12 protein-coding genes are annotated in these 16,955 nt (G+C 59.1%); 7 read left to right on the plus strand and 5 right to left on the minus strand.

The window, feature by feature from the left end; all coding sequences use genetic code 11:
• The first annotated feature begins 106 nt into the window (after positions 1-106).
• From hslV to J3U87_RS09115, 3 genes are all read left to right on the plus strand, one after another.
• Positions 107-643, plus strand: coding sequence for an ATP-dependent protease subunit HslV (gene hslV / locus J3U87_RS09105; RefSeq protein ID WP_237382729.1), 537 nt, complete (start codon positions 107-109; stop codon positions 641-643).
• On the plus strand, positions 644-2,029 hold the full coding sequence (hslU, locus tag J3U87_RS09110; protein WP_237382730.1) for an ATP-dependent protease ATPase subunit HslU: 1,386 nt from the start codon (positions 644-646) through the stop codon (positions 2,027-2,029).
• A 118-nt stretch (positions 2,030-2,147) separates the two neighbouring features.
• The gene (locus J3U87_RS09115; protein WP_237382731.1) at positions 2,148-3,014 is read left to right on the plus strand and encodes an MBL fold metallo-hydrolase; all 867 of its coding nucleotides are present in this window, start codon (positions 2,148-2,150) and stop codon (positions 3,012-3,014) included.
• A 161-nt stretch (positions 3,015-3,175) separates the two neighbouring features.
• Here the strand turns inward: J3U87_RS09115 and J3U87_RS09120 are convergent, their stop codons facing one another.
• From J3U87_RS09120 to J3U87_RS09140, 5 genes are all read right to left on the minus strand, one after another.
• Positions 3,176-4,870, minus strand: a complete 1,695-nt coding sequence (locus J3U87_RS09120; RefSeq protein ID WP_237382732.1) for a carboxypeptidase-like regulatory domain-containing protein — start codon at positions 4,868-4,870, stop codon at positions 3,176-3,178.
• Positions 4,871-5,110: 240 nt separating this feature from the next.
• Positions 5,111-7,330: an ATP-dependent helicase gene (locus tag J3U87_RS09125; protein WP_237382733.1), complete on the minus strand. Its 2,220-nt coding sequence runs from the start codon at positions 7,328-7,330 to the stop codon at positions 5,111-5,113.
• Positions 7,311-8,291: a threonine ammonia-lyase gene (locus J3U87_RS09130; RefSeq protein WP_237382734.1), complete on the minus strand. Its 981-nt coding sequence runs from the start codon at positions 8,289-8,291 to the stop codon at positions 7,311-7,313. The genes J3U87_RS09125 and J3U87_RS09130 overlap by 20 nt, the downstream gene beginning before the upstream one ends.
• Positions 8,292-8,442: 151 nt before the next feature.
• Entirely contained in the window at positions 8,443-8,853 is a 411-nt protein-coding gene (locus tag J3U87_RS09135) for a response regulator (protein ID WP_237382735.1), read from the minus strand.
• A gap of 643 nt (positions 8,854-9,496) precedes the next feature.
• Positions 9,497-11,404 carry a PAS domain-containing protein gene (locus J3U87_RS09140; protein ID WP_237382736.1) on the minus strand — a complete coding sequence of 636 codons (1,908 nt, stop codon included), beginning with the start codon at positions 11,402-11,404 and terminating at the stop codon, positions 9,497-9,499.
• Positions 11,405-12,150: 746 nt separating this feature from the next.
• On the opposite strand from J3U87_RS09140, the gene J3U87_RS09145 reads away from it, so the two are divergent.
• The 4 genes from J3U87_RS09145 (at position 12,151) to J3U87_RS09160 (ending at position 16,903) form a co-directional block, all read left to right on the plus strand.
• On the plus strand, positions 12,151-13,503 hold the full coding sequence (locus J3U87_RS09145; protein ID WP_237382737.1) for a class II 3-deoxy-7-phosphoheptulonate synthase: 1,353 nt from the start codon (positions 12,151-12,153) through the stop codon (positions 13,501-13,503).
• A gap of 297 nt (positions 13,504-13,800) precedes the next feature.
• Positions 13,801-14,769 (plus strand): phosphate acetyltransferase, encoded by a 969-nt coding sequence (gene pta, locus J3U87_RS09150; protein ID WP_237382738.1) that lies wholly within the window; start codon positions 13,801-13,803, stop codon positions 14,767-14,769.
• On the plus strand, positions 14,766-15,371 hold the full coding sequence (locus J3U87_RS09155) for a DNA-3-methyladenine glycosylase (RefSeq protein WP_237382739.1): 606 nt from the start codon (positions 14,766-14,768) through the stop codon (positions 15,369-15,371). The genes pta and J3U87_RS09155 overlap by 4 nt, the downstream gene beginning before the upstream one ends.
• A gap of 587 nt (positions 15,372-15,958) precedes the next feature.
• Entirely contained in the window at positions 15,959-16,903 is a 945-nt protein-coding gene (locus J3U87_RS09160) for a serine/threonine protein kinase (RefSeq protein WP_237382740.1), read from the plus strand.
• Positions 16,904-16,955 lie beyond the last annotated feature (52 nt).

Genomic DNA, 16,955 nt, shown 5'->3' on the forward strand with positions numbered 1-16,955 from the left:
GTTGCCCTGCGGGCCCTCGAACGACGCCCCAGGAAACGGGCCGATCGACGCCATGGATTGGTCCCTTCCCATTTTCTTGGACAAACCCTTGAACAAGTGAGGTTTTATGGAACCCATCAAGGCCACGACCATCATTGCGGTTCGCAAGAACGGTCAGGTAGCCATCGCCGGTGACGGTCAGGTCACCCTGGGTAACGTGGTGATGAAACACACCGCCAAAAAAATTCGCCGCCTCTACAGCGACAAGATCCTGGCCGGCTTTGCCGGTTCCGCGGCAGATGCCTTTACCCTGTTTTCCCGATTCGAAGCCAAACTCGACGCCTACAAGGGTCAACTGTTGCGTTCGGTGGTGGAACTCGCCAAAGACTGGCGCTCCGACAAGGTGCTGCGCAATTTGGAAGCGATGTTGATCGTCGCCGACAAGGATCACCTGTTCGTCGTCAGCGGCAACGGCGATCTCATCGAACCCGACGAGGGCATCGTGGCCATCGGTTCCGGTGGCTCCTTCGCCTATGCCGCCGCCAAGGCGCTCGCCCGCCACACCGAATTGGACGCTCGCGAGCTGGCCGGTGAAGCGATGCGCATCGCCGGCGAGATCTGTATCTACACCAACAATGAAATTGCGGTGGAGGCGATTGAGTAAATGGACAAACATATCTTGGATCTGACGAAATCGTTGCCGAACCTGACGCCCCGTCAAATCGTGGACGAGCTGGATCGCTACATCATCGGTCAACACAAGGCCAAACGCGCCTGCGCCATCGCGCTGCGCAACCGACGCCGCCGCCAGAACGTCGCGCCGGAACTGGTCGACGAAATTCTGCCGAAAAACATCCTGATGATCGGCTCCACCGGTGTGGGTAAAACGGAAATCGCCCGTCGCCTGGCCAAGTTGGCCCACTCCCCCTTCATCAAGGTCGAGGCGAGCAAGTTCACCGAGGTCGGTTACGTGGGCCGCGACGTGGAATCCATGGTTCGCGACCTGGTGGAGATCTCCATCAACATGGTCAAGGAAGAACAGGCCACCCTGGTGCGCACCCAGGCGAAGGATCTCGCGATCGAACGCATCCTGGACCTGTACCACCCGCCCTTGCGACCTGCCGCCAATCTCAGCGACGACGAGCGCGATGCCATCGAACAACGCCACTTGTCGCACCGGGACCGCCTGCGCGAGAAGCTACTGGCCGGCGAATTGGACGAGGAGAAGGTGGAGCTGGAAGTCAGTGAAACCAACATGCCATCCCTGACGGTGTTCAACGGGTCCGGCATGGAGGAGATCGGTTTCCAGATCAAGGACATGCTTCCCAACCTGTTCGGCGGCGGCCGCACCAAGCGCAAACAGTTTCCGATCGGTGAAGCCTTGGGTCGAATCCAACAGGAAGAAGAACAGAAGATGATCGACATGGACCAAGTCATGAAGGTCGCCCTGGAACGGGTCGAGAATTCGGGTATCGTGTTCCTGGACGAGATCGACAAGATCGCCGGCGGCGGCCGCCAGGGCTCCGGCCCGGACGTCAGCCGCCAGGGTGTCCAACGGGACCTGTTGCCCCTCATCGAGGGTTGCACGGTCAACACCAAATACGGCATGGTCAAGACCGATCACATCCTCTTCATCGCGGCAGGAGCCTTCCACGTGGCCAAGGTTTCCGACCTGTTGCCGGAACTCCAGGGTCGCCTGCCGATTCAAGTGAACCTGGATTCGCTGACGGAGGAAGATTTCTACCGCATCCTCGTCGAGCCACGCAACTCGCTGATCAAGCAGAATACGGCCCTGCTCGAAACCGAAGAGGTGGAGATCCGATTCACGGAGGACGCCCTGCGGGAAATCTCGCGCATCGCCTTCGAAGCCAACGAGTCTCAAGAGAATATCGGCGCCCGCCGGCTCCATGCGGTCATGGAAAAGGTCTTGGAGGATCTGTTCTACGAGGCCAGCGAGATGCCCGGCCAGGGGGTCGAAATCGACCGGGATTACGTGCTGAAGCAGATCGGCGACGTCACCGGTAACGACATGAAGAAGTACATTCTCTAACCCGAGATAAACGGTGCCCGCGCCGGTTTCGAGCATCTTCGCCAACTCGAATCCGGCGTTCGGGTCGGCCGCCCACATCGGCGGCCGGCCAGCGCGCCGATGCCGCACGGAGGCTTTCATGAAACTGAGCAGTGTCATGGGCAACAGTCAGAAGCTCGACGGTGGCGCCATGTTCGGCAACGCCCCGAAAGCGCTGTGGACCCGCTGGGTCGCGGCGGACGACCTGAACCGCATCGATCTGGCCTGTCGCGCGCTGTTGGTGGAAACCGAAAACCACAAAATCCTGTTCGAAGCCGGGATCGGCGCCTACATGGAACCCAAGTACCGCGATCGTTACGGGGTCCAAGAGTCGGAACACGTGCTGCTGGAATCCCTGGCCAATCTGGGCCTCGGCCACGAGGACATCGACGCGGTCGTGCTCTCGCACCTTCACTTCGATCACGCCGGTGGTTTGATGGCCGCCTATGAACCGAACCAACCGGCCCGCTTGCTGTTTCCCAACGCCCAGTTCTACGCGGGCCGCCAAGCCTGGGCACGGGCCCGCGATCCCCACCCGCGCGATCGCGCCTCCTTCGTCCCGGACTTGAATCGACTGCTCGAGGAGAGCGGACGCCTGAACCTGGTAGACATCTCCGACGTGCTCCACTTCGACGAGCTGTCGGTCCGATTCCACATCAGTGAAGGGCATACCCCGGGCATGCTGCTGGCGGACCTGCGCTGGAGCGATCGGCGCCTGGTCTTCGCCGCCGACCTGATTCCCGGTCGCCCCTGGGTGCACCTGCCGATTACCATGGGATACGACCGTTATCCGGAGCGGCTGATCGACGAGAAGCGCGAACTGCTGACCTCGCTGAACGCCGACGGCGGCTATCTGTACTTCACCCACGACGCCGAAGTCTGCGCCGCCAAGGTCGCCTTCGACGAGACGAAAAAGAAATTTTCACCGGTGGCTCAGGTCACCGCACTGGAGCGCGGGGAGCTGTAGTCTCGCGCAACCTGGTTCCGAAAAGCCCACAAACGGAACAGAGCAAAAAGCACACGAAGACAGTCATCCTGTGATTCGTGTGCTTTTCGCCTATCTAGGACCGAGTTTCCAAAGAGGCCGGTGGCATACCGGTGGAGCGCTCGGCATGGTTGTGGGGCATGTCAGAACTGGAAGCTGACTTGACCCTCGAGCCAGGCGCCACGCTCGAGGACATCCCATGGAAGACGTTCCAAAATCCACCATGCGGGAAGCGTAGGCTGATTGCTGGCCTGAATCTCGATGAGCACGAGCAGTGCACGATCGCGAAAGGGAGAAAGGGTTTGACCGAAAACGAGTTCCGTATAGTCGAACCGGGTCGTGTCACCTTCGTTCTTGCTGTATCGGATCTCTAGAAGTGAACCGTACCGCGCGGAGGTCAACTGATAGGCCACATCGCGGGTGCGGAATTGAGCATTGGACTTGAAAAGGGGGTTGTCGATGGGCTGCACCTGTTCAACATTCCCATCCTGCTGGGACCAGGTGACTTTGCTTTCCCAGGTACCGTGATCCATTCCCACTCGGACCTCGGTGGACCTATTCTCGTTTTTATAGAAGCCCTCGTTGACGTACGCGCTGGAGGGCGTCTGCAGGTATGCTCCAAAAACATCGTGAGACGCGTAGGGCCGGTAATCGAAATCGTCGGCAAACTCCAACTCGATACCGACAACTCCAAAGCGGGCCGAAGCGAAATGCTGCTGTACCACGCCGGAGTGCTGCTCCTCTTCATGAACACCCAACTTGGTCTGAACGGCAAATCGCTGATCTTCACGTTGATGGTCACCGGTGACCCATAACTTCGCCGAGGTGAAATCCCCATTCTCTACGGTGAGATAATCGACCTCCGAAGCCAAACCGAGCATGGCGTTGTCACGATACTTCCAGATCGTGTCAAAACTTGCCTGGCGAGCCAACGGGTTTTGGTTGCGTTGCCAGTCGCCGAAGCGAACCTGGTGGGAAATGACTTGACCGAGGAGATCGTAATCCAACTCCTGCTCAAGCCGTAACTCTCGATGCCGATCGGTGAACGCATGGGTATCGATCAGGGATACCCGCGTATTGGCCACGACCTGATCGCCGAATCGACCTTCCAGATGGAGCCGCTCGGTGCGACCCGGTAAATCTTCCATCTCGTCGCGGATGGTTTCGGCCTCGAGGCCGATCGAAAAATCCTGACCCGCGTAATCGACGCCGGCCATGATTTGGAAGGATTCGGGTAGACCGTCGGCGCGCCGATCGTTTCGTAACGAGGAGTTGACGGAAACGGCATCGGTCACCTGGGTCACCAACATCACGGTGGCGCGCTGTTCGTCGCCGTTCAATCCCTGACGGGCACCGGTGGTGACTTTGGCGGTGAGGCTGTCGTCGACGATCGAGGAACGGGGAATGGGTCCCAACGGACTGCCGGTCTTGACCAGGGCGAGCCCGTCGAGCTCGCGATAGGGATCGCGATTCGCCCGCCGAATCATTCTTTTCAATTTGTGGCGTGTCTGTTCGTTCTCGGAAAGATCCAGCTCGAGGGGTAGGTCGTGGCGCAGGGCGATGGTTTCGCGGTTGTAACGCAGCAGCGCCTTGGTGCGCACCGGCAAATAGCCTTTCTTCAAAACGAAGAGCTGATATTGACCTGGTTCCAGGTTGAACTGGTATTGACCGTTCCGATCGCTGATGCCCCGCTGCACGAGGATGTGTGCCATCTCGTGGAAAATCACGATCTTGGCGCCACTCAACGGGCGTCCTTCCTCGGTTTGGACGAGTCCCGTGATCGTGGCACCGAAACACGGCATCAGGCCGGCAAACGCAATGGCCAACCACTTCAACATGCAACCCCCCGGGATTGTTTGCGCAACCAGTTTGAAGGATAGACTGGATCCAACATTAATATAAATGAAAGGTAAAAAACATGCAAACCCTGGCAACCGTAATGAGCATCTCATTTAGAACGACAGGGTTAGCTTGGATCACCAGGGTTTGGCGGCCCTGGACGACAGGTGTCGATCCGGGTCTCCGGACCCCCCTGAGACTGCCACAACCCTTTTCCGTTCAAGCAGTTGCCGAAACCGTCAGGAATCTCCCAACTTTTTCAGGTTCGCTTTTTCCGCGATGAAGGTTCGAATGCGTTTGTCGCGGAAATGGACACTCACTCGCTGGCTCGAGCCGCGACCCATGACCAACGAAACGGTTCCCACGCCAAAACTGGCGTGTTCCACGATGTCACCGGATTGTAGCGAAACGGTGCCGGAAGAGTCCTGGCCACCGCCGCCGTTCACGACGTTGCTGAAATCGGCCTTGGCGCCCAGGGCACTGAGCTTGGCCTCCATCTTCCCGACCTGATCGTCCAACGAACCCCAGCGACCGCTGGTCCGCGGGCGCCCGGTCGATCTCGCCGGCTCCTGATCGGGATTGACGATGGGTTGTTTGAGAAAGCGCGACTTGATGTTGCGGTTGACCTTGCCATAGGTCTGGCGCGACCGGGCATAGGAGAGGTACAGCCTGCGTTTGGCGCGGGTCACGGCCACGTAGAACAGCCGCCGCTCCTCTTCGAGGGAGTTGGGATTGTCGTCCAACGTGCGCTGGTTGGGAAAGACGCCGTCCTCCAACCCCATCACGAAGACGGTATCGAATTCCAGACCCTTGGCGGCGTGGACCGTCATCAGGTTGACCCGCGGCTGATCGGGATCCACGTCGTCCTGATCGTTGACCAGCGCACTGAAATCCATGAACTGGGACAGGGTCTCGATGCCCTGCTTCTCCTGCTCTTCCATACTGGTCAGCAATTCCTCGAGGTTGTCGATGCGGCTTTCGATGCCGACGTCGTCGAGCCGTTCCAGGTAATCCTTGTAGTCCAGGGCCTTGACCAACTTACCGAGCCAGACGCTGGGTTTGTATTCCTTGGACCAGGCCACCAGGTTGCGGTAGAGCGCCTCGAAGGCCACGAGCCCCTTGTACCCGCGACCGCCGAAGGCCTTGTCCTCGATGGCGCGGGCCATCACCTCGCCAATGTCGAGGCCCGAATTGAAGTAGGTGTAGAGTTTGTCCTGGGATTTGGCGCCGATGCCCCGTGGCGGCACCCCGATGGCCCGTGCGAAACTGGTCCAATCGCGAGGGTTGACGACGATCCGCATGAACGACAGGATGTCCTTGATCTCCTTGCGATCGTAGAACTTCAGCCCACCGATGAGCTGGAACGGGACGCGGTACTTGCGGCAATTTTCTTCCAACATGCGCGACAGCGCGTTGGAACGGAACAGCACGGCGAAGTCGCTGAACTCCAGATCGTGGCGACGGCGAAGTCCCATGATTTCCTGGATGATGTTCTCGGCCTCGATCCCGCCGGAATACTCGTCTCGAATGCGCACCGGCAAACCCGTTTCCTGATCCGTCCACAGCTTTTTGGGTTTGCGCAACTTGTTCTGATTGATCACCGCGTTGGCGTAATCGAGGATCGGCTGGGTACTGCGGTAGTTCTGCTCCAGCTTGAACACGCGCGTGCCGGGATAATGGGTGTCGAAATGGAGAATGTTGGTGATGTCGGCGCCGCGCCAGCCGTAGATGCTCTGGTCTTCGTCGCCCACCACACAGAGATTGCGGTGCTCGCCGAGCAACAGGTTGATCAGCTTGGACTGGATTTGGTTGGTGTCCTGATATTCGTCCACCATGATGAATTCGAAACGGCGCCGATAGCGCTCCTGAACCTCGCCGAAGTTTTCCAGGATCTGACAGGTCAGGTGCAGCAGATCGTCGAAATCCATCGCATTCTGGGCCAACAGCTCTTCCTGATAGGCCCGATAGATATTGTGCTCGATTTCGTTGCTCAGCCGACCTTCCATGTCGCCCGTGTTCTTGATGTAACTGATCTTGCCGCGCATCTTCTGGGCGGGATAGTGTTTCTCTTCGAGGTCCATCGAGCGAATGACGCGCTTGAGACAGGTGGTCTGATCGGAGGTGTCGTAAATCACGAAGCTCGAATCGCGATCCAGATGGGCGATCTCGCGCCGCAGGAACAGCGCGCAAAAGGAGTGGAAGGTCGAAATCGTCAAATCGCGCGCATCGCGACCCACCACCCGTTCGACCCGCGACTTCATTTCCTGGGCGGCCTTGTTCGTAAAGGTCATCGCGAGGATTTGATAGGGGCTCACCCCTTTTTGAATGAGGTGCATGATGCGGGAGGTGATGACCTTGGTCTTTCCGGATCCCGCACCTGCAACCACCAGCACCGGACCGTCGGTCGCCTCGACCGCGTCGCGTTGCTGGGGGTTGAGCTCATCGAGAAGCTGATCCATGTTTCGCTCCGTGGGAAGTGATCAAACGAGCGTAGTCTTCCAGCGCGATATTGCCCCCGGATAAAATGATCACCACCGTTTTATTCTTGAACTGATCGCGGTGACCCATCAGGCAGGCCAGCCCCAGGGCGCCGGAGGGCTCGACGTACTGCTTGGTGAAGGTGGCCAATTCGCGCATGGCCTCGACGATCAGGAATTCGGGCGCGGCCAAACCGCCGTCCACATGGCGTCGAATGATATCCCAATTGAGGTTGCCGAGACAAAGATTGCGGGCGCCGTCGGCGATGGTCTTGGCGTATTCGATACGCTGCAGTTCGCCACTGGCCAAACTGGCGCGGGCATCGGCGGCCAGCTCCGGCTCGCACGCGAAGATCTGGGCGTTCCTTCGCAACGCCTTGAGGGCCAGCGCGTTGCCCGCCAACAATCCACCACCGCCGGTGGGCACCAACAGGGCGTCGAAGGTGGGCAGCTCCTCCACGATTTCCAGTAGGACGGTGCCCTGGCCCGCAATGATGTGCGGGTGATCGAAGGGCGGCACGACGAGGGCGCCGGTTTCCGCGGCAAACGCCTCACAGGCCGCCTGACGGTCATCGCCGGACAGGCCCGCGAAGCGAACTTCGCCGCCGTAACCGCGCACGGCGGCCACCTTGGCCTGGCTCGCGTCTTCCGGCATGAACACGACGGCCTTGCGCTCGAATTGCGATGCGGCCCAGGCCAACGCCTGGCCGTGGTTGCCGGAACTGTAGGTGGTCACGACCGGGTTTCCGGTCTCCTCGCGGGAAAGAAAATGACATACCCCGCGTGCCTTGAACGCGCCTACCTTCTGCAGTGATTCGGCCTTGAAATACAGGTCGCAACCGAGCAATCGGTTCAACTGTCGCGAGCGGAGCAGGGGCGTCTTGTGGACCAGGTGTTTGATACGAATGCGAGCCGCGAGAATATCCTCTAGGATAAGGTTCAAGCGCGTCCTCCGATGGAAAAGGATACCCGCCCGACGGGAATGGGTCTCATCATATCACAGGCCCTCCCGTCAGCCGGGGGACGAGCCGAGACCTTAAAAACGTGGTCGATGGCGCGCTCGAAAGTCGGTATTCGTCGGGGTCGGTTCGGCTCTAGACAGCGTCGGACTCGCGCTCGAGATTTTCGAAATCGGCGGTGTTCGCCAGGTTCAGGCGCTGCACCGCTTCCAAGACAATGTCGGTTTTGAACGGTTTGCGCAGGATGCCCTGCACCCCGGGCCAGTTCAGCATGTTGTATTTGTTGGTGTCCGTGACACGGGTGACCAGAATGATGGGAATGTGATTGGTTTCGGGACGGCGCGCCAGATATTCGCAGATCTTACGGCCCTTGCCTCCGGATATTTCCGGCTCGAGGAAGAGTATGTCCGGCATGATCTGGTTGATCTGACCGCTGATGTCGCGGGCGTGCTTGACATAGAAGACGGTGAAGCCCTCTTTGCCCAGGATCCTCTCCACCATGAAGTGAGTGATGTTTGCGGAATCCGCAACCAGTATCTTTCGCAATCGATGCCCCCCTGTGCATTAGCACCCATTTCCCTACATGTTGTGCCATCCCGGCAAACACATACTATATGTCGAGATGGAAGGACACTAAAAACGCGGTTTCAGTAAAGTGTAAAATGATGACGCCCGATTTCAAAGCATTAATATGCGAAAAAGTGAAAAAAGAAACGGAACCAGGGTTGACATGTAGGATAGAGGCCGTCCCAGAAGGAGACACAACGCGTCAAGATGACCTCGATCGGCACATAATTTCGAACCTTTTGGCATTATCAAAAGGCCGTCCACCGATCGATTGTTTCCACATTCGGTACATCGAACACGTGGTCGGACCCGTGCCTGGGCGGACCCATCCCGGCTATTCGGTAGGTGGGGATGGTCGCTTTTCGCGGTTCACCGAACGCCGGGGATGGTGACCATCCGAGCATTTGGTCGATCGCGGACCATGCCCATCTCCTGCCACGTCCCAGTTACGACTGGGCTCCCATCCGGCATCCGTTCCCAACCCGTATCGGGATTGACCACGCACGCGGACCATCCATCGACGGGTTCGATCCAAACGTAGGCATACGCCCGCGGCATCCGCAAAGCGCGGTCGATTCATTCGATGTTCACCGCCGGAATTCCCGGTGCCGCGCACTGCGCCTCAGTTCGCCTTGAAACGCAGGGTGGCCTTGGTACCCTTGCCCGGTGCCGAATCGATACGCAGGGTACCGCCGTTGTTCTTGATGATCTCGCGCGTGGCGTTGAGGCGAATGCCAGGCAACGACTTGCGGTCGTCGAACACCGGATCCAGGATGCGGTCCAGTTCCTCGGGCGCCATGCCGTTGCCGTTGTCGATGATCTGCACCAGCACTTCCCCATTGGCGAAGTGGGTACCGATCGTCAGCTTGCCGCTGGGCCGGTCCTCGAGCGATTCGATCGAGTTGAGCATCAGGTTCAGCAAGCCCTGTGTGATCTGCTGGCGATCGAGGAGCAGATTGGGCATGGAGGGGAACAGTTGCGCCATCCAGGCCACGTGGCGCTGGGCCATGCGCGCTTCCAAAAGGCTTTTGGCGGTCTCGATCAACTGATTGATGTTGGTGGGTTCCGTCATGTTGGTGAGCGGCTGGGCCAGGCGTCCGTACTCGTCCAGCACCGGCGATACCTCGTCCGGCATCTCCGGCACGTTCTGGCGAATGGTCTTGAGGACATCCGGCAGCAGGTTGACCACACCCTCGTAACGCTGCAAGGCGTACAGCAACGCGTTCATCTTGGTCATGAACGACAGGTCGCGCACGATCGCCGTAAAGGCCACGATCGTGTTGTTCTGGTTCTTGATGGGCGAGAAGGTGATGTTGACCGGAATGACCTCGTTGTTCTGGGCCTTCAGCTTGGTCTCGAAACCCCGAACGACCTTGCCGCTGACCACGAAGGTGAGCACGCGGTTCAGGTCCGCCATCGACTCGTTGGGGAACAGAATGTTGATGTTCTGGTTCAGCACCGCTTCGCGCTGATAGCCGAACAGTTCCTCGGCCGCCTGGTTCCAGTTCTGGATCAGCCAAAGCTCGTTGAACGTGATGATCGCCTCACCGGCGAAATTGACGAGGCTTTCCAGAAAACGCCGAATCTTGAGGTTGTCCGAATTGGACTTTTCCAATTTTTTATAGAGCTGGTTCAGTTCCTCGTTTTTCTTGGCCAGCGCTTCCTTGCTCTTCTTCAGGTCGCCGTAGAGCCGCGCCGTGTCCATGTTGGACGTCAGGGCCTTCTTGAGGAGCTGTTCCTTGCCTTCTTCGTCGTCCTGATCGATGTTGTGCGTGTACTTCAGGACCGTCCGGCCCGTCTTCTCCGCGCCCGTGCTGGCACTGTTGTCCACGTCGGGAATCTGCGGCTTGCTGCGCTTGCCGACCACCTGCTTGGCATTGGAGAGCAACGAGGTCTCCAACTTTTCGATCACACTGTCGATATTCTTGATGCCCTTGGAGAGCTGGTACTTTTCAAAAATGTAGCGAACGGTGAGCTTCACCGTTTCGGAGAATGTCTCCAAAACCCCTTCGCCGCTGATGGCCACGGCTTCGAAGGACGGCACGTTGCGGAAATTGAGCTTCTGGTTCAGTTGGTCGACCGGAGCCGCGTTGGGCAAATCCCGCTTGTTGTACTGCAGGACCAGCGGCACTTCCTTGATGTTCAGCCGGTTGGCCTGCAGGTTGTGGTGCAGGTTGTTGATGCTCTGCACGTTCTCCTGCAACTTGGCAGGATCGGAATCGGCCACGAAGACCACGCCGTCCACGCCGCTCAAGACGATGCGCCGGGTCGAGTCGTAATGAACCTGACCGGGGACCGTGTAGATCTGGAGCTTGATGGAATTCCCGTAAACGTAACCCAGGTCCATCGGTAGCAGATCGAAAAACAACGTGCGATCTTCCATCGTGTTCACGCTGAAGAGATCGGTCCGCTGATTGGGAGTCATCATCTCGTGTAATTTTTGAAGGTTGGTGGTCTTCCCGGAGAGGCCGGGCCCATAAAACACAATTTTGACAAGTATTTCGTTGTCTTTAGTATTGAACTGAACCATGAAGGAACCTTAAAGCTGGAAAAGTTTCTTAACGTGTCGAATCTGTAGCCAATATTCTTAAGGCGTTATCGTGCCAATTCGCGAAAGAAATTGGTGAGAAAAAAAGAATGGCCCTAATCCCCACACGGCGAAACCCACACAACGAGATTCCGGGTGGGTGGATTCGCAAGATTTGGAAGAGGAACAGTTTGGTCTGAACGTGAGCGCCAGATGAAGGATCGATGTACCTGGTAGCGGCAACCATCCAATTTGCCAGTCTTTTGCATTTGAGTCAAGTAGATATCAGCTCCGTCGAGACACTCGTGAGCGGCGGTGCGAAACCGACGAAAACGCGACATTTGGTCAAGGCATCGTCGCAACCGGTCCCAAACGCGAGCAAACCGACCGACACGCCTGACCGCATCGGCCGCCGCCTCCACAAGTAAACCAATCACGGGCCGTGAGAGCAAGCGGGTTCTGGTCACAAAGCGCTCACGCGTTGGTCGAAATGCGCTCATGACACCCAGATCTTTTTCCTCTATAATGGCACGCCAATTTAACCCGCCGCGCCCGAACGAAGAATCGGGGCGAGCGACGGGCCGCGCCAGAAGAGCCGAGGCATCTGAAATCAATGGGGATATTGCCTTCGAAAACTTTCGCGCGAACCGTGGTTCGAACGTGATTTTCCGGGCTTGGCGGCCGGATCGCGACGACAACGAGGGGGAGTCGGCGCGATCGATCTTCCCGAACATAAAAGAAGGTGATCCATGCAAAAGGATTGGCATCTGGATTCGTGGCGCGACTTTGCCGCCGCACAACAACCCGAGTACCCGGATCCGAAAGAAGTCGAGGCCGTACTCGCGGAGCTTCGCCAGCAACCCCCACTGGTGTTTGCCGGCGAATGTCGCAAATTGAAGGCGAAACTGGCTCGCGTCGCTGCCGGCGAGGCGTTCCTGCTGCAAGGCGGCGATTGCGCCGAGCAGTTCAGTCAAAACCACGCCAAGATCATTCGTGAAAAACTTCGCATTCTGCTGCAGATGGCCGTGGTTCTGACCTACGGCTCCCTGAAACCGGTCGTCAAGGTCGGCCGCATCGCCGGCCAATACGCCAAGCCGCGGTCCAGCCCGACGGAGCGGATCGGCGGCGTGGAAATGGCTTCCTACAAGGGTGATTCGGTGAATTCCTTCGAACCCACGCCGCAGGAACGCATGCCGGATCCCAACCGCCTGTTGCGGGCCTACCACCAATCGGCCTCGACCCTGAACCTGCTGCGGGCCTTCACCCACGGCGGTTATGCCGACCTGAACATGGTCAACGCCTGGAACCTGCAATTCGTCAAGAACAGCCCGCTGGGTCTCGATTACGAGGATCTCGCCACCGAAATCCACCGCACCCTGAAGTTCATCGAAGCCTGCGGCATCGATTCGCGCCGCTTTCCGCAACTCAACCAGGTGGATCTGTACACCTCTCACGAGGGCCTGCTGCTTGGGTACGAGTCCGCCCTGACCCGTTGCGACTCGCTCACCGGCGATTGGTACAACGTCGGCGCCCACATGGTGTGGATCGGCGATAGGACCCGTCAGTTGGACGGCGCGCACGTGGAATACTTCCGCGGCATCAACAATCCCATCGGCCTCAAGGTGGGTCCCACCACCGATGGACCCACGCTGGTGGAGCTGATCAAGGTCCTCAATCCGGAAAACGAGGCGGGACGCCTGGTCCTGATCACTCGCTTCGGCGCCGCCAAGATCGAGGAGCTGCTTCCGCCCCTGATTCGCGTGGTCAAAGACAACGGCTTCCAAGTGGTCTGGTGCTGCGATCCGATGCACGGCAACACCTACAAGGCCGACACGGGCCACAAGACGCGCCACTTCTCGGACATCCTCCAGGAATTGACGCTGTTCTTCGCTATCCATCGCCAGGAAGGGACCGTTCCCGGTGGCGTGCACTTCGAGCTGACCGGCGCCAACGTGACCGAATGCCTCGGTGGTGCGGCGGACCTCAAGGAAGAGCATCTCGCCGAGAGCTACGAAACGGCGTGCGATCCCCGTCTCAACGCGGCCCAAAGCCTCGAGATGGCGTTCAAGATCGCCCACATGCTCCGTCAGGACGAATCCTGACAGGACGACCTCGCCCCAAACATCCCCAAAAACGGATGTCCGGCGAGCGTAAATGCCCGGCCACCGCGCCGGGCATTTTCGTTTCTCGGCGGGTGCGTCGCGATCGTCATCGCGTAGCCCGCACCAGCCTAGGGTAAAGAAAAAGAGAGAAGAAAAAAGAACCTTACCGAACCGTGATCGGGCGCCTGATGGCCGCCACACGAGCACCGAATCGCGCCGAGAGTTGTGCCTTACTCCCGCCCTACATGGGTGCTAGAATACCGCCGTACCCAATCCATCATCCAGGGAGTGACGACCATGTCGATTCAGCAGGATCTAGTGGCGCGTGCCGCCAAAGCCAACAAGAGTGTGGCCTTTCCCGAGGGAGACGATCCGCGTGTGGTCACGGCCGCCTACGCGCTCGCCAAGTCGGGCACCGTGCGACCCGTCCTGCTCGCCAAACCCGAATCGTTCGACGAAGTGCGCCGCGACCTGGGCCTGGCTGAACCCGACTTCGAAGTGGTCGATCCCAACCACGAGCAGGATCGCTACGTGGACCTGTTGCTCGAGATCCGCAAGAAGAAGGGCCTGGAGCGGCAACAGGCCCTCGACATCGCGGCCGATCCGCTGTTCAAGGCGGCCCTGATGGTGCGAACCGGGGCGGTGGATACCTGTGTCGGCGGCGCGGTGCGCACCACGGCCGACACCGTCAGGGCCGCGATCCAGTGCATCGGCCCGCGCGACAAAATGGTCTCCAGTTTCTTCTTCATGATCCTCGATGCCGGTCGTCGCGCCCTGCTGTACGCCGACTGCGGCGTGATTCCCTTGCCCGATGCGGCCCAACTCGCCGATATCGCCGTGTCTTCGGCGCAGAGCTGGCGCCAACTGACCGGCACGGAACCCAAGGTGGCCATGCTGTCCTTCTCCACCTACGGCAGCGCCCGCCACGAAAGCATCGATGTCGTGCTGGAAGCGCTGTCGCTGGTCCGCGAACGGGAACCCCACCTGGCGATCGACGGCGATCTCCAGGCCGACGCCGCCCTGGTCCCCTCGATCGGGATCCGCAAGGCGCCCGGATCCCCCGTGGCAGGTACGGCCAACGTGCTGATCTTCCCCAACCTTCACGCGGGCAACATCGCCTACAAGATCACCGAGCGACTGGCCGGCGCCACCGCACTCGGCCCCATTCTCCAGGGCCTCCAGAAACCGGTCAACGATCTGTCGCGGGGATGCAAATCCGAAGATATCGAACTCGTTTCCGCCATTTCGGCCATTCAATGCGGATGAGTGCGCCCACCTCCACGCGTCATTGGGATCCCCTACCGGCCGATTTCTACCGCGGAACCACCCTGGAAACCGCCCGCGACCTGCTCGGCCGCGTCCTGGTCCACCGCCATGAAGACGGGCTCTTGGCCGGCCGCATCGTGGAGGTGGAAGCCTATCATCAGGACGGCGACCAGGCGGCCCACAGCTACGGCGGCCCCACCAACCGCAACCGTGTCATGTTCGGCCCGCCGGGACACCTCTACGTCTACCTCATTTACGGTATCCATTTCTGCATGAACGTGGTCACCGAAACGGACGGCACCGGCGCGGCGGTCCTGATCCGGGCCCTGGAGCCCTTGGAGGGCGAGGCCCGTATGCAGCAGTTTCGAGGCGCTCGAGTGACCCGACGCAATTTGACCAACGGTCCCGGCAAATGTTGTCAGGCCTTCGCCATCGATCGCCGCTTCGACGGCATCGATCTGCGACGAGGTCCGATCGAACTCCTACAGGGCGAGCCCGTTCCCGACTCGGCGATCACCTCCGGTCCCCGCATCGGGATCACCAAGAGCGCCGACCTCCCCTGGCGCTTTTGGTTGGAAGGCAACCCCTTCGTTTCGCGTTGATCAAACAGAGTCGCAGCTCAGGCCGAGATCCGGATTGTAGGTATTCGGATTGCCGAACCACCGGCCGCTGGGTCTCAGGTCAGGGACTAATCGAAGCTGGTCGCTTGGGAGCTCCCGCATTCGCGAGAGGGACGTCATGCCAGGCAGGTGTGCGGCCTTACCGACCCTGCCCGCCGCACATTCCGAAGCTCCTGTTTCATTTGTCCGAACAACTCAATAATGTGCTTCCCTTTTTCAAGCTCCGTATCTGCGCAGAATGAATCACTTCGGCAAGTTCATCCGGCGGGCTTACCGCCCCTGATGCCCCTACCTGGCACGACGAATCTCTTGGCATTCGGGCACTCCATGCGAATCTGTTTCAAGAGAGTTCGACCCGACAAATTCGGCCCCGCACGAGGCGGGCGAAACTACCCGAGACGTACCGGTCGGCCAAATCACAAAATCCACATTCCCACCATCGGGAATCTCAAGATTACGAGCCCGAAGCCGTTGGATAGAGTAACGGTATTGCATAGGATCGCAGCGAAGACGGATCGTTGACGTTCCCGCCAACTGCGATCAGGGTGAACCTCTGGGGGGCAACCGCAATGGGGATCAGCGACGCCTGGAAAGCGGCTCAACAAGGGGACCAGCCGCCAAACGACAGGGATGGAGATCATCTTTCCGACGACCCCGGCTTCGAGGAACGAGGACAATTGGTCGGCGGCCGTTACGTCATCGAACGCGTGTTGCAGGAAGGTGGCATGGGTCGTATCTACATGGCCCATTACAAGCACACGCCCAAAAAGGTGGTCATCAAGACCGTCATGATGGAAGATCTGGGTCCCGACCGCGAGTACCTGATGACGCGATTTCGGCGCGAGGCCAAGGGACTGTTACAGTTCAGCCACCCCAACATCGTCGAGATCCTCGACTACAATCTCGAAGCCGAAACGCCCTATATCGTGTTCGAGTTCATCGAAGGCGCCACCCTGCGCGAGTACCTCGAAGACTATCCCCAGGGGTTGCCGGTCACCGTAGGGCTTTCCTTCATGGCCCAGCTCTGCGGCGCGCTCGGCACCATTCACCAGAGGGGCATCGTTCACCGCGACATCAAACCCACCAACATCATGGTGATCGACGACCCGGTCAACCCCACCGTCAAGATCTTGGACTTCGGCCTGGTTTTCTTCGAGCAGGTCATCAGCGAAACGTTCAAGGCCAAGCTCACCCGCAAAGGGCAGCTCGTCGGCACACCGGCCTACATGTCACCGGAACAATGTGTGGGTCGTTCGGTCACCCACCACTCCGACATCTACAACCTCGGGCTGATCGCGTTTGAAATGATGACCGGCCGACCGGCCTTCGAGAGCCGCAACCTGCAAAAACTGCTGCTCAAGCAATTGAAGGAAAAGCCGGCCCACGTTCATCTGTTGCGCACCGAGGTGCCGCGCCACATCAGTTACGCCATCAATCGAGCCCTGCAAAAGGATCCGCTGCAACGGTTCGAATCGACCAACGACTTCTGGAAAAGCCTGCGCGGCAATCCCTGAGCGGCATCCGTTACGCAAACCCTGCGACCGACCCACCCACAGGCACCGACGA

Source organism: Sulfidibacter corallicola, assembly GCF_017498545.1.
Taxonomy (GTDB): Bacteria; Acidobacteriota; Holophagae; order Acanthopleuribacterales; family Acanthopleuribacteraceae; genus Sulfidibacter; species Sulfidibacter corallicola.